Source organism: Cupriavidus sp. USMAA2-4, from assembly GCF_001854305.1.
In the GTDB taxonomy this organism is placed as follows: Bacteria; Pseudomonadota; Gammaproteobacteria; order Burkholderiales; family Burkholderiaceae; genus Cupriavidus; species Cupriavidus malaysiensis.
On sequence record NZ_CP017749.1, the window covers coordinates 358,267 to 376,683 of the forward strand.

Consider the following 18,417-nt stretch of genomic DNA (forward strand, 5'->3'; position numbering starts at 1 on the left):
GGCCGGGCGCGGCCGCGCCCGGCCGTGCCGCCCGATCGGACGGCCCCGCCAGGGCGGGAACCGCCCTGGCTGCCGCGATGCCGGCGCCCGGGTGAAGCGCCCGCAACTTCGGCTCGCCCGGCGGCGCACGGATCTGCCCGCCCCCCGCGCTCCCTCGTGTTTCCCACGTAGAATTCGGCTGCCGCCGCGATGTACCGGCGCCATGCCTTGATATTCGGGATGCACGTCGATCTCCTCACCCTTTACTTTCTTGCGGTCGGAACGCTTCTCGCCAGTGCGGGGATGATGTTCTGGGAGCATCGGACACACCCACGGCGCAGCCGGTCGCTGCGGATCCTGGCGGCAGGATTCGGCACGCTGGCGCTTGGCTGCATCGCGGTGCTGCTTCGCCACGACCTGCCCGGCGCGGTCGGCTCCGCCATCGCCAACCTGGTCATGCTGTGCGGCCACCTGCTGGTCCTCGCCGGCGTCGCCTCCTTGCGCGGGCGGCAGTACCGCGCCGCCTCCGCCGGCCTGCTGCTCGCCATGGCGCTGGTCTGGGTGGCCGGCGGAGTGCATTGGCAGGACGCCATCTGGAACTACGCCAGCGCGCTCCCGATCGCGCTCATCAGCGGCCTGACCGCGTGGGAGATGCGGCGCTGCGAGGCGATGAAGGCGCTCCATGCGCGGCGCATCGTGGTCGCGGTGGCGGCCCTGCATGCGCTGATCTACGCGGCCCGGACCTTCGTCCTGCCGTGGCTGGTGACGGCCGGCGGGGAGCCCATGCAAATGCTTGCCAGCCAGATCACGATGTATGAGGGCGTGCTGTACTCGGTCATCCTGCCGATGACCCTGCTGAAGCTGGTGCGCGAGGAAACCCACGGACAACTGCTGCGCGAATCGCAGACCGACTACCTGACCCGCCTGGGCAACCGCCGCTGGTTCTTCGAACAGGGCGGGCGCCTGATGCGCGGCGCGGCGCAAGGCGGGCCGCTCGCCATGCTCGCCTTCGACCTCGATCACTTCAAGGCCATCAACGACCGCTACGGCCACCAGGCAGGCGACCAGGTACTGGCGGCCTTCGCGGAGACCGCTCGCGGCGTGCTGGGACCCGAGGCCATCCTGGCCCGCATCGGCGGCGAGGAGTTCGCCGCACTGCTGTGCGGCGACGGCGCGCGCCGCGCGCGGGCACTGGGCGAGGCCGTGGCGGGCCGTTTCGCCGAGACGGTGGCCCGGCAGGTCGACGGCCCCGGCATCGCGGCGACGGTCAGCATCGGCCTTGCGCAGTTCGAGCACGACCTGCCCACACTGGCCGACGGGCTCGCCGCGGCGGACCGGGCCTTGTACCGTGCCAAGTCACTGGGCGGCAACCGCCTCGAAGTGGCGCGGCGCGACCCGCGCCCGCCTCAACCATCCACCGGGCAGGCCGGCGTCTCCAGCGTGAGCTGATAGAAGGCGGCATCGAGCCAGCGCCCGAACTTGAATCCGACCTGCTGGATGGTCCCCGCGTGGACGAATCCCAGCCGGGTGTGCAGGCCGATGCTGCCGGCGTTGGAAGCATCGATGCACCCCACCAGCACATGCACCTGCGCCTCCCGCGCGCGCCGGACCACCTCCTCCAGCAGGCGCACGCCGAGACCGCGCCCGCGGTGCTCGTGGTGCACGTAGATGCTGTGTTCCACCGTGTACTTGTACGCCGGGAACGCCCGGAAGGTGCCCCAGCTGGCGAAGCCCAGCAGCGTGCCCGCGCCGTCGACGGCACCGATCACCGGGAAGCCGCCGGCGCGCTTCGCCGCGAACCAGGCCGCCATCGCCTCGGGCGGACGGGGCCGGTAGTCGTACAGGGCGGTGGAATTGGCAATCGCCTCGTTCAGGATCTCGAGGATGGCCGGCGCGTGCTCCGCTTCGGTGCAGTCGATCAGGGAAATACCGTCGCGCGGGTCTTGGGGGGTCATGGAAGCTCCTGGGTGTACGGATGGGCCGGCGCCGCGCGCCAGGCCTCGTGCCGAGGATTATGCCGTGTTACCGGCCGGGCCTGGAGGCCACCGACGGAACGGACCGTACACATTGTTGGCGACCAGCGTAGCCGCCGTCATCAGGATCATCGAGCCGGCACCGCTGCGGTCAGCATGCCCGCCACGCCGATGATGCCGATACACCAGGAAGCGGAGGCCTGCAGCAAGATCTTGAGCAGCGCCGGGCCGATATCCCGCCCTTCAACCCACGACCTCCAACCCCGGAGCCTGCAGCACGGCAGAGAAGCCGACGAACGAGAGGAGCAGCAGCATGAGCTGGCACGGACGGTCCCGCGCCCTGCTATCCCGCTTGCGATCCAGGCTCACAAGGCGTGCGGCGCATGCCCTCCGCCATGCGCCGACGCATCGTCATATTCGCGCGAGATATCCTGGTTGGTGTAGTCGCGCAGCCGCGAGGCGGCAAACACGCTGAGCGCCGCGCACACCAGCACGTAGATGGCGATCGCATAGCCGGAGTGGTAGCGGGCGAACAGCGCCGTGGCGATCAGCGGCGCCGGGCCGCCGGCGATCACCGAGGCGAGCTGGTAGCCCATCGACGCACCGCTGTAGCGCAGCCGCCCGGTGAAGGTCTCGGCGATCAGCGCGGCCTGCGGGCCGTACATCATCGCGTGCGGCACCAGCGAAAGCACGATCGCGGCAAACACCCAGGCCGGGTTGCGGGTGTCGACCATGGCGAAGTACAAGAAGCCGAACACGCCCACCGCCAGCGCGCCCGCGATGTACATGCGGCGGCGCCCCAGCAGGTCGGACAGGTGGCCGAAGAACGGGATGGTGAAGAACTCGAGCACCGCGGCGGCGAGCACGGCGGTCAGCAGCAGGTCGCGCGACATGCCGAGCGTCATCACGCCATAGGTGAAGACAAAGGCCGTGAAGATGTAGAACGGCGCCTGCTCTGCCATGCGCACCAGCGCCGACAGCAGGATGTCCCCGGGCTGGCGCCGGATCACCTGCAGCATCGGCGCCTTCTCGATGCGATGCTCGGCCAGCAGCCGCGCGAAGACCGGCGTCTCGAGGATGTTCAGGCGGATATAGAGGCCGATGGCGACCAGCACGATGCTGAGCAGGAAAGGAATGCGCCAGCCCCAGGCCAGGAAAGCGTCGCCGCTCAGCCGGCTCACGGCCAGCACGGCGAGGTTGGCCAGGAACAGCCCGGCCGGCACGCCGAACTGCGGCCAGGAGGCGACCAGGCCGCGATGCGCGTCGGTGCGCGCCCACTCCATCGACATCAGCACCGAGCCGCCCCACTCGCCGCCGACGCCCACGCCCTGGACGAAGCGCAGCAGCGTCAGCAGGACCGCGCCCCAGATGCCGATCCGCGCGTAGGATGGCACGAAGGCGACGGCGAAGGTGGCCAGGCCCATCAGCAGCAGCGTGGCCACCAGGGTCGCCTTGCGGCCGATGCGATCGCCGTAGTGCCCGAAGATGGCCGCGCCGATCGGCCGGGCGATAAAACCGACCGCGTAGATCAGGAAGGCCTGCAGGGTGCCGACCAGGGGATCGGATTCAGGGAAGTACAGCTTGGCGAACACGAGGCCGGTCACCGTGCTGTAGAGGAAAAAGTCGTACCACTCGATGGTGGTGCCGACGGTGCTGGCGATCACGGCGCGGCGCAACTGGCGGCGTGCCTCCGTTTCGGACAGGGGTATCACGGAGGGGGACTCAACCCCGGATGGTGCGGGATCCATTTGCATGCCCCCAGCATGTCCATAGCGATAATGTATAGACAACCCGGCGGCCGGCGGGGTTCCGGCCGGCAGGGGTGCGGCACCCTGCGCCGGCGGCTGCGTGGCCGGCCGGTCTCGCATAGAAGACTTGCCTCGCGCCGGCGACGCTTGCCGCTCCCCGCCGATCCCTGGGCTCAGGATGCCTTGACGTTCTCGCTATGGTCCGCACCGCCGTCTTCACCTCCGGCCAGCGCCCCGGCCAGCGCGCCGATGAGCCGGCCGGCATCCACGCGCCGCTTTGCCGCCAGGCGGCGCTCTCCCAGCTCGCACAACGTGGCGCCACCGAAGGACTCCATGATGTCCGGCAGCCGGCGCACCGCGCCGCGGGCGCCCCAGCAACCGTCATTCACTTCGGTGGGGAAGACCCAGACCCGCTTGCCGATGACGTCGGCCGGCACACCTTCCGCGCGCGCTACCGCAGCGGTCACTTCCTTCACCAGCCCGGCGCGCGCGGCATCGGTGTACTGCCCTTCGGGCACCGAGGGCACGATGCGGTAGATCGGCGCGGTGGCCGGCTCGCCGGCGCGGTACACCGCCGCCGGCCGGTGGACGAAGATCCAGGTGACGTCGCGCACGCGCGGATTGCGCGGGTCGAGGCCTTCGTGCTGGATCAGGATATCGGTCAGATCGCGCATCAGCTGCGCTTCGGCCTCCGGGGGCAGCGCCCCCTGCGGCAGGTAGGCATCGATCATGGGCATGGCGGACTCCTGTCGACTGGCTCGCAGTCTCTCGTGCTGCCGCCCCGACCACCGGGGCGACTGGAGGCCAGTGTAGGGATGCGCCCCGGGACCTGATAAGTGGCCGAACTGCCATTACACGGTGGCATTTCAGACAGCGGGATTTCGGACAGGACAATGCCCGCTGCAGGCACCGCCGCCGGGCCGGCGGCGGACCCGCCATCATTGCGCGGGCTGACGCGCGAAGCGGCGCCGGTACTCGCTCGGCGACACGCCCGCGACGCGCTTGAACAACTGCCGGAAGCCGCTCAGGTCGCTATAGCCGACCCGTTCGCACACCGCCTCGATGGCGATGCGCTGCTCCGCCAGCAGGCGCTTGGCCACCTCCATGCGCAGGGTCTGCAGGTACTTGAGCGGTGGAGCGCCGACGGCCTGCTTGAAGCGGCGGTTGAGCGTGCGTTCGCTGACCGCGAGCCGCTCGCACAAGCGCGCGAGGTTGAAGGGCTCGCGCAGGTGCTTCTGCATCCAGCGCTGGGCCTGGGCCACCAGCGGATCGTCGTGCTCCAGCCGGTCGATGCGGTCGAGGTCGATGAAGGTGTCCTGCGAGTCACGGTGACGGTCGATCAGCATCACCTTGGCCGTGGCCGCCGCCAGCTTCTCTCCCGCCAGCCGCTCCACCAGCTGCAACGCGAGACTCTGGTACGAGGTGACCGCACCGCTGCACAGGATGCCATCCTGCTCCGTCAGCACCTCGGCGGCGCGCAGCTCCACCGCCGGATAGCGCGCGCCGAAGCTCGCCGCCCGCGACCAGTGCGTGGTCGCCCTGCGGCCATCGAGCAAACCCGCCTCCGCCAGCAGGAAGGTTCCCGTGCAATAGGCCGCCAGCAAGGTGCCGCGCTCATGCTGGCGGCGCAGGGCCGCCAGCAGCGGCGCCAGGCGCGCGGGGCGACCCAGCAGCTTGTCGACGTCGGACACGAACGGCCCGGCCACCCACACGGCATCGGCCGCGCTGCCGCCGTCGATGCGGCCGTCCACCGCGATCATCTGGCCGGCAGCCGAACGCACCGGTGCGCCATCGAGCGATTCGACGCGCCAGCGGAACACCGCGCCGGACCTGCCCCCGGCCGCCGCGCCGGCCAGGCGGTTGGCGGCCAGCAGGATGTCGATCGGGGCGGCAATGCCCGAGCCCAGCGCGTGGTCCAGCGCCCAGATGCGGATAAGAGGCATGGTTGGCAGGAATGGCCTTGTATGGGGCCGATCCTAACATCCCAAGGGCAAGCGGACCGGGCGGCACGCGCGCAATGCAACCGAGACACGCACCGATGTGAAAGCGGCCGGCACGTCCTGCCCTACGGGTTTCAGCCGGACCAGTCGCCAGGGCAAATCCCGCCTGCCCGCACGCGGCCAGCCACCTCCCCGATATGCTCCCTGATCGCCACCTCGCCCCGCGCCGACCAGTCCCGGCGCGACATCGCCCCGCTCACCACGCCCACGAAGCGCACCCCCGCCGCCCATGGCGGGTGCATTCGAGGATGCCGCTGGAAGAATCGGCCAGCGTGAGGTCGAAGTCGAACATCACGGCGGCGGTCTGCTGGCCTGTCACGTGCCATCTCCTGCGAGCCGGCGGCTCTTGCTATGCCCGGCACGCCCGGGCCCTGGTCCACTGCGTCATTCGACAAGCCCCCCCGATCGACAGCGCCTCCGTATGCGTCGTTGCAAAGGCTCGCCATCTCCGTGCCATGGCTGCGCTTTGCGCCTGGCCTGCGACCTGGAGGCACCGCCGCTCGGGTGCATTTTCCCTGACGCCGTGGACTATTCCAGATGCTCCCCCGCTTCGTTCTCGCTGGAAAACAGCCGGAGTTCTCCCAGGTGCTGTGCCAATGCGCTCTTGAGTTGAGCGCGCTCGAAGGCGCTGGTGGTATAGCGCGTCACACTGCGGTAGTAGCGCTCGCTCAGATCGGCCATCATCCCCGCATAGGCTTGGGCCAGCTCCGGCAGGAAACTGAAATGTTCATAGTTGACGATGGCGGATACCTTCTCGCCGACCGGCGCCAGGCGCTCCTCGACCGCGCGGCGGATACGCTCGATATCCTCGACGCTGCGCACCTCCATGCCCTCGAGATTGATATAGAGACACTTGCTCCCTGCGTCGTAGCGCAGGCGTTTCGCCATCGGCAGATCCAGCAACTGCGCACGCAATCCCATCGGGGCGTGGGCAAAGATGCGAGCGTCCATGATTTTCAGCGGCGTGCGCACGACCGGGCGGAAGGTCATGTGCGAAAGAATGTCCTCCTGCAGATCGATCCCCGGTGCGATCTCGGTCAGCTCGAGCCCGGACTCGCCCAGTTCGAATACGCATCGCTCGGTGATGTACAGGACCACCGTGCCGTCCTCCCGGGCGAATCCACCACTGAAGGTCCGGTGCTCCACGGCATCGACGAACTTCGATGCCGGCCTGTCGTGGCGCACGCTCAGCTTGCCGTCTGCGACGGCGAGCTCGAACTTGTCGGCGGTGAAGGTGCCGACAAAGACGACCTTGCGCGCGTTCTGCGAGATATTGATGAAGCCGCCCGCCCCAGCCAGGCGGTGGCCGAAGCGACTGACGTTGACGTTGCCTTCCGCGTCCGCCTGCGCCAGGCCGAGAAAGGCCACGTCGAGCCCGCCGCCATCGTAGAAATCGAACTGGCTGGGCTGGTCGATCACGGCCTGTGGATTGGTCGCGGCGCCGAAGTTCAGTCCGCTGGCCGGGATGCCGCCGATCACCCCTGGCTCCGCCGTCAGCGTCAGCAGATCGATGATCTGCTCTTCGGCGGCCACGTTTGCGATGCCCTCCGGCATGCCGATGCCCAGGTTGACCACGTCGTTGTTGCGTATTTCCATCGCCGCGCGCCGGGCGATGATCTTCCGGGCGTTCAGCGGCATGCTGCCGATGCTCGACAGCGGCACGCGCAACTCCCCCGCGAAGGCCGCGCTGTATGGCGTGGAAAATGTCTGCATGTGGTATTCGGGCTTTTCGGCCACCACCACGGCGTCGACCATCACCCCCGGAATCTTCACCTCGCGCGGCTTGAGCGTGCCGCGCTCCGCCAGGCGCTCGACCTGCGCGATGACGATGCCACCGCAGTTGTGCGCGGCCATCGCGATGGCTTGTGCCTCGAGCGTCAGCGCCTCGCGCTCCATCGTGATATTGCCGTCGGGATCGGCCGTGGTGCCACGGATGATCCCGACGTGGATCGGCAATGCCTTGTAGAAGAGATACTCGCGGCCGTCGATCGGCATCAGCCGCACCAGGTCGGCCTGCGTGCGGGCATTGAGCTTTCCCCCGCCCCACCGTGGATCGACAAAGGTTCCGAGGCCGACGCGCGTCAAGGTGCCGGGCTTCCCTGCAGCGATATCGCGAAACAGGTGGCAGATCACCCCCTGCGGCAGGTTCCACGCCTCGATCGCGTTGTTGACGGCCAGTTCCCCCAGGCGCGGCACCAGGCCCCAGTGCCCCCCGATCACACGCCGGACGAGACCGATGTGGCCGAGGTGGTTCAGCCCCCGGTCCTTGCCATCGCCCTGCCCGGCCGCGTACACCAGTGTCAGATTGCGTGGACAGCGCAGGTCCGATGCCTCGCCAGCCTGGCTTTCCAGGAACAACTCTTCCATCGCGACCGCGATGTTCTCGGCGAAGCCGATACCGACGAAGCCGCCGGTGGCAACGGTATCGCCGTCACGTATCCATTGCACGGCCTGGCGCGCGCTCATGAGCTTGCCGGTCTGTGTGCCGTAGAGGTCTTGCCTGGCCAAGAAATCGCTCACCTTGTTGTCTCCTGCGCGCCTTGAGCTGCGCTCCGTCGGCTGGCGCTATGGTGTGATGCCCATCCAGCCATGCACTGCGATCCCGCAGCGAATCGACGGCTGTCTTGAGGCAAGTGATTAGCCGCACGTCCTGATCCGGCTCTCTGCTTGCCAGTCCGGCCACGGGGAGCACCGTGCGGACGCGGGACTTCGCACAAAGCGTGCCACCGGAGCCAAATCCCTTGTTCCGCGCGGCACCGCGGCCGTCCTGGTGGGGCCCGGCAAGCACGCGGGCCCGCCGGGCCGGCGCTTGCAGCCACGAACCGTCCCGGATTGGAGACAACTGCTGGTGCGATCCGCGCTCCACGGGCCACTATCGCCCCCAGAAGCCGCGGAGAACGCCAGAAATGAAGGCGACGGCGATATCTCCACTCGTGGAAAAGCCGTCTCCAAATCGAGACACGGGGCCGATTTGCCGGCGTGGTGCGCACTATGTGCGACGACGACATGGCCTCAACCACGGCGGCGCACTACGGCCCGCCACCGTCACGTACACAGGCGGCCCGGGTGGCGGCGCGCCAGCAGGCCCGCCGCCACCCGATGCTCTCCTCAGTTCGGCACGGAAACCGTCGCCACGCCACCCGAGACGCTCACCTGGATACGGTCACCGGCAGCCGGAGTCATGGTGAAGTTCGGCACGTTGGCGGCCGTGATCGGCGGCGCCGCTCCTGCCGCACCGCCGCGCGGCGTCGTGCGTACCACTTGCGACGGTGGCAGCGGCGTGCCGCTCCTCAGGTTCGCGTACACGGCGTCGAGCGCGCGTTGCTCATAGACGGCCAAGGGCACGAAGAGCGAGTCGTATCCCGGCAACAGATCAATGAAGCCGTCGAAGTGCTGCGCGTTCGTGACCTCGATATACGACAGCTTGCTGCTCCCATCGACCCGCGCATTGAGGCCCAGGTACGGGCGGGCGCCGTGGTTGACCGGCAGCAGGGCATCGTTGCGCCCCTGCACGATCAGGGCTGGCTTGCCACGCAGATTGCCGCTGCGCAGCGTCTGCGACAGGCCAAGCTGCAGCGCCTGCGAGGCGGCGTCACTGCCGCTCAGCAGGTTGCGCAGGCACAGCGCGCCATCCAGGTTGGCGGCCTGCGTACCGGAGGAGTCGATCGACTGCCTGCTCTGCGCCGCGCCACCCTGGGCAAGGTTGTTGATCAACTGCACGCCGGTCGTGGGCGGGATACCGTTGCCGGTCGCGGCCAGTTGCGCCAGCAGCGTGGCGTTCATCGTGGCCGGGTGGAACGAGCCATCCACCGCCGCAAAGCTGAGGTCGCACAGGTTGTCGAACACGCTGGCGCGCGCCAGGGCGTTGCCGAAGGTGGTGGCCACCGACGGATCGATCTCGAAGTACGCCATCGAGGCATGCAGGAGGTCGGATTCGGGCTCCCAACCGTAGTCGCGCATCTTCTGCAGCGCCTCGTCGGCCTGCGCCGCCGTGGTGGTGGACGACAACAGGCCCTTGGCGTGCAGCGCTGCGCAGCGGTTCGCCTGCACGCTGGCAGGCCAGCCGAACGCCACGGCAAAGTAAGCCTGCGTCGGCGCGCTCGCCACGCTGGCCGACAGCGCCGCGCACAGCCGGAACTCGTTGGCATAGCTGACGTAGTCGAACAGCGGCTTGCCGTTGATCGGCAACGTTGCGCCGCCGCGCTGGACCTGCACGTTGATCGAGGGCGGCAGGCTCAGCGCGGGCTCGCCGACCGCCACGCCATCGATCAGGTTGTCGGTGTCCTGCTCCGCCGCCGCAATCGCCGCGCCGCCACCATTGGACACGCTGGAAGCGATCACGATGGTGTTGCCGGGACGCACCGGCAACTGGCTGACGGTCTGCCCGCTGGAGACGCCCAGCTTGTCGTTGATGGCCCAGAAGGCGAACTGCACCGCCTGCAGCGTGAAGAGGCCCCAGTCCTTCTCGGGGTTGCGCTGCGAGTGCGCATGCTTGAACGCCAGCCGGTTGGGCGTTGCCACGTTGAAGGCGGCAAGCCGGCTCGCGGCGAGCGGCGCGGCGAATTGCGCCTGGCTGCCGGCGAGCGTACGCGTCGTGCGCGTGCCGTCCTGCAGCGGCACCGTATCGGTGGCCAGGTCGTGCGGGCCGGCGCCGGTGCCCTTGTCGGTATAGGCGACGGCGCACTTGCGCTTGAGTCCCCACTCACCGGTCGAAATGGCCCCGTAGATACCGCGCGAACCCGACGAGGTCGCGGTGATGATGCACGGATGCGCGGCATCGAATGCGTCGGGGATCTGCACCAGCAGCACCACGTTCTGCTGGCCGGAGCCGTCATCCGAGTACGCGACATACTCCGCGCCGGCCACCATGCCATTGCCGGAGGTGACGTTGCCGTCGGCATCGACGTTGGGGCCGTAGAGTGTGCCGTAGCCCCCCTTGGCGCTGGTGTCGATCAAGGCGCGATAGTTGTTGTAGATGGTCAGGCGCCGCAGCTCTGCCGCGGTCGGCGCAACGGCGTTGGCCACGGCGGGTGCCGTGGCCGAGGCCAGCCCGGAGGCGCCCAGGCCCGCGGTCAGCAAGTCGTCGCTCACACCGTCGAAGCGCCTGACGGTCACGGTACCGACGAACGACGGCTTGGTATTGCTCACCGTATTGCCGTTGTTGTTGCCGTTGCCTCCGGCATTGCCATGGTTGCCTGCTGAGTTGTCATCATTGCCGCCACCGCAAGCCGCCAGGCCGATGACGCCGGACGCCGCCATCGCTGCCAGCAGCATGCCGCGCGAATACCAGCGGCCCGGACTCTTCCCTTGTATCGTTTTCATTCTGTCTCCTGTTTTTGATATCCACTGCAAATCGATCGCCGGGCGGGCGGAGGCAAGGTCGCGAAGGCATAGCCTGCCGCACCACCCGCCACGGGGTGGACTGGCAGTTCCACCGGGCACGGCCAGCCTTGCGGCGGGCGTGCCGGATCAGACCATCTGTGCGAGAGGGTCGCCCCGCACTCCCGGCGAGGTAGTCATGGACAATTGCCGACGATGTAGTAGCCGGCGGCCGTCTGTGCCAGCGTGCTCGTGTAGAAGAGGTTGTCGAGCCCCATGCTCTGGTTCGAGCCGTTCGCGTAGGCAATGCCGCCACTGTCGTGCGCGCGCCCGGCCTGCACGTGCGCGTAGTTGCTGGCCGTGGTGGCGGTACAGGTGAAGGACGATTTGGTCGTCGCCGATACGGCGGCCGAGGGTTGGCTTTCCCCTGCCGTCGGATCGACCGCGGTCACGGTGTAGCTGTAGGTCGTGCCGGCGATCAGGCCGGAATCGGTATAAGCGGTGGCCGTCGCCGAACCGACCTTGCTGCCGTTGCGGTAGACGCCATAGCTGCTGGCATTGGCGACGGCGTTCCACGACAGCGAGACCGATGTGGAGGTCGTTGCCGCGACCGCAAGCCCCGTCGGCGCGCTGCCCGCCTGCCCCGTCCCGCTGCCGGCGCGCAGGTTGTTCTTGACCCAGTAGTCCATGACGAAGACCGGATAGTTGATGTGGGTGGCATCGACATAGTTGGTATTGTCGCCGCCGGTGCCGGCCGGCCACGCGTGGGCCATGCCGGAGACCGGGATCTCATGGGTGCGCACCTTGCCGTTGCTGTCGGTGTACGGCGTATTGGTGCCGCCGCCCGAAATCGACACCTGCGAACCCTGCGTGAAGGTGCCGCCGTAGACGAGACGCATGGCCGCCGCATCCATCGGGCCGTACGCCTGCGCCACGGTGTAGTCCGAGGTGCCCCAGACCGCGCCGGCGATCTGCGTGGAGAACTTGCCCGCGTTGGAGCCTGCCCATGCCTTGCATTGGTTCGCCGCCGTCGCCGCCGTGAAGCCTGACGGCACGTAGCCGATCTGCGCGGTGGTGGTGCCCGGCGGCGGACCGGCGTTGATGCCGATGCCGGCGAAGATGTCCGGCGCGATGCAGCCCAGCACCATGGTCATGCCGCCACCGGAGGACAGGCCGGCCACGTAGACCTGGTTGGGGTCGATGGCGTACTGCGAATTGGTGACGAAGCGATTGACGAGGTCCAGCAGGACGCCGACGTGACCGGCCGTGCGGCTGGGCGAGGTGTTCGCGTAGTCCCAGCAATGGTTGCTGTAGACGTTCCCCGTGGCATTCGGGGCCAGGATCACGGCGCCATACTGGTCGGCGACCGACTTCCAGTTGAAGCCGGCGCCATTGGCGTTGTCGATGACATCGCCCGAGGCCGTCTGCACGCACCCGTGCAGCACCAGGACGAGCGCGCGCTTGCCGTTGGGCGTGGTCGGCTGGCTGGCCGGCCAGTAGAAGTAGCCCGTCAGGTTACCGCCATTGACGGCGTCCGCCGCCCAGGTCTGCTGGCTGCTCCATGCACCAGGCCCCGCCGTGGCGGCATGCAATGGAAATGTGCACAAGATCGCCACGCAGGCCGCCAGCCAGCCTGCGATCCGTCGCCATAGTCTTCTCGCCATGATGTCTCCTCGCCTTCTTTTGTGGATGTCTTCGGGATTGCCAGCGCTGCCAGAACGGCAGGCTGGAGACGCCTGGAACAGGCCTGAAGCGGAGTCGACCAGTGACGCAAAGGCTGCGGCCGAGGCACAGTCCTGAACATGACAGCTGATTCATGTTTCATGCTAGTGGGAGCGCGGGGCGGCTGTCAACCCATCGTTGCGACAGGGCTCGCATGGCCTGCGCCGCCGGGCCGGCGCCACGCCGCAAGCGCTCGGCCCGCGGCGCCTCGTGTCCGGGAAGGCTGCCGGCGACCGTGCCGGCCGGCCAGCGCGATCGCCCGCGATCTGCCCCGAAATGACACGCTTCATGCCACGTTTAGTACTTTTATCATTAATGTCATATGTACTAAACAAAGATCATGGATCTCCCCGACTGCCGAAGGCTGGGGCCGCCCCGGCCACCGCGTTCGGCCGCGGCGACGTTCCCGGCCGCGCCTCAAGGCGCCGCACCACCGCCCCACAACGTCCGGCGTCGCTGCCTTGCCCGTCAGCGCACGACAGTCGTTCGCTCCATTGACGAAGCGATGCCTCAGGCCCGAAGCCTCGATTCAGGGGCAAGCAGCTTACGGATGGTGGAACTGGACCGTGCGCCCCGCACAGACGGAAAGCACTCCAGATGCCGGGGGAGTACTGCGGCAGGTCAATACATTCTGCCTAGGCCGGCGCACCTGCGACCGCGGTCTCGTGCAGATGGCGCCAGGCGATACGCCCCGCCCCGTCGCGCTCGAATACCACGGTAGCGCGCCGCACGGTGCGGCAGCCCGCACCATCGGTCTGCGTCTCGCGGTAGGCTACGACCGCGCCGCCAGGCCACGCGGCAATCTCGCTCAGCGCATCGATCTCGATGCGCAGGCCGGGACGCTTGCCGTGACCCTGCGAGAACAGCGTGTCGAGAGCGGCGCGATCGCATGCCGCGCCGGGCAGCGTGACCATGGAGAAACGCGGCGAGAAGCGTGCCAGCAGCGCGCCGAGTCGAGCGGGCCCGGCGCGCCCGGACAGCCATTGTTCGATGTCGACGTGCGCGTCGACGACTTCCTGGAAGAAGGGGTTGTGTGGAGGCATGGCGCTCAGGTCAGGTGGAGTCATTGGGAAACGGGGCGCGCGGCGGCAGCGCGTGGCGGTGCGGGCCGCGCCACCAGCGGCAGGGGCAGCAGCGTCAGCAAGGCAGCGAGCAGCAAGCATTGCCGATACGCCAGCGGCGCCGTGCCGGCCGCCTGGCGCGGCAGCAGGAAGTTCAGCGCGCTGCCGAGCACCGCAACGCCGATGCAGAAGCTCAGCTGGCGGTTGATGTTCCACAGCGCGCTCGCCTCGCCCATGCGCGCTGAGGGCACGTCGAGAAACGCCGCGCTTTGCGACGTGCTCGTGCACAGGCTGGCGCCGAATCCCATCGCGGCGAAGGCCAGCACCCGCCCCGCCTCGTGCATCGCGATGGGCGTGGCGAGCAGGACTATGCCCGCGCAATCCACCGCGATCCCGCTGAAGAAAAGCGGCCTCGCGCCCCAGGCCGGAAAGCCACGGCGCACGATCGCGATCGCGAGGAAAGACGCGGCAGCCCACGGCAGCATCAGGGCCCCCGTCTGCGTCGCGCTCAGTCCGAGCGCGCCCTGCAGGTAGAGCGCGGCGACCAGGTTCACCCCGGAAAAGACCCCGGGCACGCACAGATAGATCACGATGCCCATGCGCAGCAGCGGCTGCGCGAGCAGACCCAGGTCGATGAGCGGGGCGGCCGCGCGGCGTGCGTGATGCACATAGGCCGTGCCGGCGACGAGCGCGACGGCAAGCGGCGCGACGGCGAGGTGCGTGCCGCCGTGCTGGCCCGCCAGGGTCAGGCCGAACAGCAGCGCGGCCAGCGCGAGCACGCTCAGGGCCAGGCCCGGTACATCGAGCGGTGGCAGCTCGGCCGCCGCGGTGCCGGCGGGCAGCCAGGCCAGCGCGAGGCCGCATGCGGCCCCGGCGAGGGGAAGCATGCCGGCGAAGATCCAGCGCCACGATGCGTGATCGGCCAGCACGCCACCGAGCGCGGGCGATAGCGCTGGTACGAGCAGCGCGACCATCATCACCACCGATGTCAGCCGCGCGCGCGCTTCGGGCGCATAGGCTCGATAGGCCATGGCCTGCCCGACGGGTATCAGCAGGCCGCCGCCCAGCCCCTGCACGAGGCGCCAGCCCAGCAGCACGCCGATCGACGGCGCGACGGCCGCGCCCGCGCTGGCGAGGCCGAACAGCAGCAGCGAGCCCACCAGCACGCGCCGCTCTCCGCAGCGGCGCGCGAGCCACGCACCGAGCGGGATCACCACCGTCAGCCCCAGCATGTACGCATTGCCGACCCATGCGAGCTGCGCGACCGACGCCTGCAGGTCGCGCTGCAGCGCCGGGTACGCGGCATTCGCCACGAACATATTGGCAAGGTCGATGGCGAAGCCCAGCAGGTAGACGGCAGCGACTTTCGAGCGATCGGACATGGTCGGGGCAGGCAGGATCAGGCGCCGTAGTGTAGAGTCCGGGATTCGCTCGGGTAAGGCTGATAATGTGGCAGGACTGGTCGAATAGTTTTGACAATCGTTTTGACAATCGTTTTGACAATCGCAGGGGCCGGCGATGGTAAGCCTGGATCGTTTCGAGGTATTCCGCGCGGTCGTCGAGGCCGGCTCGTTCACGGCCGCGGCCGCGGTGCTCGGCCAGGCGCGGGCCGCGGTCAGCTTTCACGTCAAGCAGCTCGAGGCCGAACTGGGCGTGACCTTGCTGACGCGGACGACGCGGCGCATTGCGCTGACCGACGCGGGCGAGCGCTTCTACCAGCGCTGCCTGCGCGTGCTCGCCGAAGCCGAGGGTGCGATCGAGGAAGCGCGCGGCGAGCACGGCGGCATGCAAGGCGTCCTGCGCCTGACATCGACCGTCGAATACTCGCTGATGGTCGTGGCCCCCGCGCTCGACGCCTTCATGCAAGCGCATCCCGGGCTGCGCGTGCGGCTGGAAACGCATACCGCACAGGTCGATCTCGTGCGCGAACGCTTCGACGTGGCGATCCGGCTGGGCCGGCTCGAGCAGTTCCAGCACCTGCCCTACCGCGGCGTGTGCCTCGACACCTATGAGGTGCGGCCGGTGATGTCGCCCGCGCTGCTGGCCGGCGCCGGCCTGGCGCGCATCGGTTCGCCCGACGCGCTGGCGCGCCTGCCCCAGCTCGGCCACAGCCGGCTGGAGCGCATCGCCGCCTGGACGCTGCGCGATCGCGAGGGCCGCGAGCAGGTGTTCCGGCCGGCCGCGAAGCCGCGCCTGGTCGCGGACAATGCCTCGGTGCTGCTCGCGCTGGCGCGCCAGGGCAGCGGCGTCGCCCTGCTGCCGGAATGGCTGGTACGCGGCGACCTGGCCAGCGGGGCACTGATCGACGCGCTGCCGGGCTATCGCTTCCCCGAGCAAGGTGTCTATGCGCTGTATGCGCCGACGCGGCATGTGCCGCAGAAGATCCGCGCCTGGGTGGACTTCATGAAGCGCTATGTCCGCCGGCGCGCTGGGCAGGCCGGTCCCGATGCCGCGCCGGCGTGAGCGCGGATGCCGGCCGTGGATCTATCCCGCCGCCGGCACACCGGGCGCACGCCTCGGTACGCCGTGGGCACCGCCGCCACGGTGCCTTCCTGACCGCCGCCCAGGGCGGCCGGATCGACTGTTCGGCCCAGACAGGGACATTCGCGATCGGCCGGTACGCACGGCGTCGTCGCTTCCCGTGAACGGACACTTTGCGGTATCGCACATTGCAAACTGTATATGTTCGGCATGTGAAACGGGCTGATATCGTATTCGCCTGATACAGATGAATAGCGCCGATCCACTTCCCGTCTTGCACGGCCCGCCGAATGAAACTGCCGATCTATCAGATAGACGCATTTACCGATAAGGTCTTCAAGGGCAACTACGCTGCGGTAGTGCCACTCGAACGCTGGTTACCCGATAGCCTGATGCAGGCGATTGCCACTGAGAACAACCTGTCTGAAACAGCCTTTTTTGTAGAAAATGCCGACGGTGTGTTCGACATCCGCTGGTTTTCGCCGCTGACGGAGATTGCCTTTTGCGGACACGCCACGCTGGCGAGCGCATACGTGATCTTCAAGCGCTGCAGTGATACCAGGGCCATCGAGTTCTTTGCCGAGGCAGTCGGCCGGTTCAGCGTTCTGCAGACGCGTAATGGCCTGATCGAGATGAGCTTCCCGCAACGCCGGCCCGAAAAACTGGAAGAAATCCCAGACAATCTTCTCAAAGGGCTTTCGATAGCGCCCCGGGAAGTCCTGGTCAATCAGCAAGCCTACGTCGCCATCTACGATACAGAACACGAGGTGAGGTCCGTCGTGCCAGAACTCAATCTGCTCTCGGCACTGGGTCCGCTCGATGTCGTCGTGACAGCGCGCGGCGATCACCACGATTTTGTATCGCGCTACTTCTGGCCTGCCAATGGCGGCGATGAAGATCCCGTGACCGGATCGATTCACGCGGCGCTTGCGCCATTGTGGTCCGAGCGCCTGGGCAGGTCAGAACTCGAGGCCATGCAGGTATCGCGCCGCAGCGGATTGCTGCATTGCCGCGTGCAGGACGACCGGGTCTATGTCTCCGGTCAAGCTGTCCAATACCTAGAAGGAACGATCGAGGTCCCGGAAGCTTAAGGTGACCGTCGTACCGGGCAAGCGGCCGTTCCAGTGGAGGCCGCCGACGACTGGAGATCGCGAATCGACAGTCCGGCGGCGGCTGAATCCCAACGACTTGTGTTTCGCCACATGGTTTTCCCGGACGGCCCCCGGGGCAGCGCGCCGCCGGTGACGGCGCCCCCCTCACTCACATGCGGCCCTTCCACGGCACCAGCCAGGTCTCCGTCTTGCGCATCAGCAGGTCGAACAGGTAGGCGATCAGCCCGATCAGCATGATGCCCATGATCACCACGTCGGTGCGCAGGAAGTTGGAGGCATTGAGCACCATCTGCCCGAGGCCGGCGGTGGCCGCCACCATCTCGGCCGCCACCAGCGTGGTCCAGCCGAAGCCGATGGCGATACGCATGCCGGTGAGGATGTCGGGCAGCGCCGCCGGCAGCACCACATGGTGGATCACCTGCCAGGGCGTGGCGCCCATCGAGTAGGCGGCGTTGATCTGCTCGATGGTGACCGAGCGCACCCCGGCGCGCGCCGACATGGCGAGCGGGGCGAAGCAGGCCAGGTAGATCAGCAGGATCTTGGAGGTCTCGTCGATGCCGAACCAGATCACGATCAGCGGCAGGTAGGCCAGCGGCGGCAGCGGCCGGTAAAACTCGATGGGCGGATCGAAGACACCGCGCGCGATGCGCGAGACGCCCATCATCACGCCGATCGGCACCGCCGTGGCCACCGCCAGCGCGAAGGCGCCGAACACGCGCACCAGGCTGGCGCGGAAATGCTCCAGCAGCGGCAGCCCGCCCTGCACATTGCCGTTCCAGGCGTCGACGAAGGCGGCGACGATGGCTTCCGGCGTGGGCAGGAACAGCGGCGGCAGCCAGCGCAGGTGGCTGGCCAGCCACCACAGGGCCAGCAGCGATACCACGGTGACGGTGGAGATGCGCGAGCTGGAGCCTTCGCCGGGCAGGCGGTAGCCCGACACGGTGCGCAGCGGGCGGCGCGGCGCGGCCGGCGCGGCGCGCACGGTGGCCGCGGCTTCGAGTCTCTGGGCGGGAGCGGTCATG

14 protein-coding genes are annotated in these 18,417 nt (G+C 68.3%); 3 read left to right on the plus strand and 11 right to left on the minus strand.

The window, feature by feature from the left end:
* Window positions 1-219 precede the first annotated feature (219 nt).
* Window positions 220-1,428: a GGDEF domain-containing protein gene (locus BKK79_RS21735; protein WP_071038762.1), complete on the plus strand. Its 1,209-nt coding sequence runs from the start codon at window positions 220-222 to the stop codon at window positions 1,426-1,428.
* On the opposite strand, the gene BKK79_RS21740 is transcribed toward BKK79_RS21735, so the two are convergent.
* The 10 genes from BKK79_RS21740 to BKK79_RS21780 form a co-directional block, all read right to left on the minus strand.
* Window positions 1,386-1,934, minus strand: a complete 549-nt coding sequence (locus BKK79_RS21740; protein WP_071018772.1) for a GNAT family N-acetyltransferase — start codon at window positions 1,932-1,934, stop codon at window positions 1,386-1,388. The two genes, BKK79_RS21735 and BKK79_RS21740, sit on opposite strands and share 43 nt — an antisense overlap.
* A 383-nt stretch (window positions 1,935-2,317) precedes the next feature.
* Entirely contained in the window at window positions 2,318-3,700 is a 1,383-nt protein-coding gene (locus BKK79_RS21745) for an MFS transporter (RefSeq protein ID WP_071038763.1), read from the minus strand.
* Between the two features lie 173 nt (window positions 3,701-3,873).
* On the minus strand, window positions 3,874-4,437 hold the full coding sequence (locus BKK79_RS21750) for a tautomerase family protein (RefSeq protein ID WP_071038764.1): 564 nt from the start codon (window positions 4,435-4,437) through the stop codon (window positions 3,874-3,876).
* Window positions 4,438-4,638: 201 nt separating this feature from the next.
* Complete coding sequence (locus tag BKK79_RS21755) at window positions 4,639-5,643, minus strand: GlxA family transcriptional regulator (protein ID WP_071038765.1); 1,005 nt, start codon at window positions 5,641-5,643, stop codon at window positions 4,639-4,641.
* A gap of 253 nt (window positions 5,644-5,896) precedes the next feature.
* Window positions 5,897-6,019 carry an HAD family hydrolase gene (locus BKK79_RS41610; protein WP_231908221.1) on the minus strand — a complete coding sequence of 41 codons (123 nt, stop codon included), beginning with the start codon at window positions 6,017-6,019 and terminating at the stop codon, window positions 5,897-5,899.
* A 209-nt stretch (window positions 6,020-6,228) separates the two neighbouring features.
* Window positions 6,229-8,166, minus strand: a complete 1,938-nt coding sequence (locus BKK79_RS21760) for an acyl CoA:acetate/3-ketoacid CoA transferase (protein ID WP_071040282.1) — start codon at window positions 8,164-8,166, stop codon at window positions 6,229-6,231.
* A gap of 642 nt (window positions 8,167-8,808) precedes the next feature.
* A complete protein-coding gene (locus BKK79_RS21765) occupies window positions 8,809-10,974 on the minus strand; it encodes a 3-hydroxybutyrate oligomer hydrolase family protein (protein WP_157128617.1) in 2,166 nt (721 codons plus the stop codon).
* Between the two features lie 242 nt (window positions 10,975-11,216).
* A complete protein-coding gene (locus BKK79_RS21770) occupies window positions 11,217-12,683 on the minus strand; it encodes an extracellular catalytic domain type 1 short-chain-length polyhydroxyalkanoate depolymerase (protein ID WP_071038767.1) in 1,467 nt (488 codons plus the stop codon).
* Between the two features lie 693 nt (window positions 12,684-13,376).
* Entirely contained in the window at window positions 13,377-13,784 is a 408-nt protein-coding gene (locus BKK79_RS21775; protein WP_071018760.1) for a DUF4440 domain-containing protein, read from the minus strand.
* Window positions 13,785-13,804: 20 nt separating this feature from the next.
* Window positions 13,805-15,184 (minus strand): MFS transporter, encoded by a 1,380-nt coding sequence (locus BKK79_RS21780; protein ID WP_071038768.1) that lies wholly within the window; start codon window positions 15,182-15,184, stop codon window positions 13,805-13,807.
* A 136-nt stretch (window positions 15,185-15,320) separates the two neighbouring features.
* On the opposite strand from BKK79_RS21780, the gene BKK79_RS21785 reads away from it, so the two are divergent.
* Window positions 15,321-16,265, plus strand: coding sequence for a LysR family transcriptional regulator (locus BKK79_RS21785; RefSeq protein WP_071038769.1), 945 nt, complete (start codon window positions 15,321-15,323; stop codon window positions 16,263-16,265).
* Window positions 16,266-16,573: 308 nt separating this feature from the next.
* A complete protein-coding gene (locus BKK79_RS21790; RefSeq protein WP_071038770.1) occupies window positions 16,574-17,374 on the plus strand; it encodes a PhzF family phenazine biosynthesis protein in 801 nt (266 codons plus the stop codon).
* Between the two features lie 169 nt (window positions 17,375-17,543).
* Here BKK79_RS21790 and BKK79_RS21795 read toward each other — a convergent pair whose 3' ends face one another.
* Window positions 17,544-18,416, minus strand: a complete 873-nt coding sequence (locus BKK79_RS21795) for an ABC transporter permease subunit (RefSeq protein WP_071022307.1) — start codon at window positions 18,414-18,416, stop codon at window positions 17,544-17,546.
* Window position 18,417: the final 1 nt, after the last annotated feature.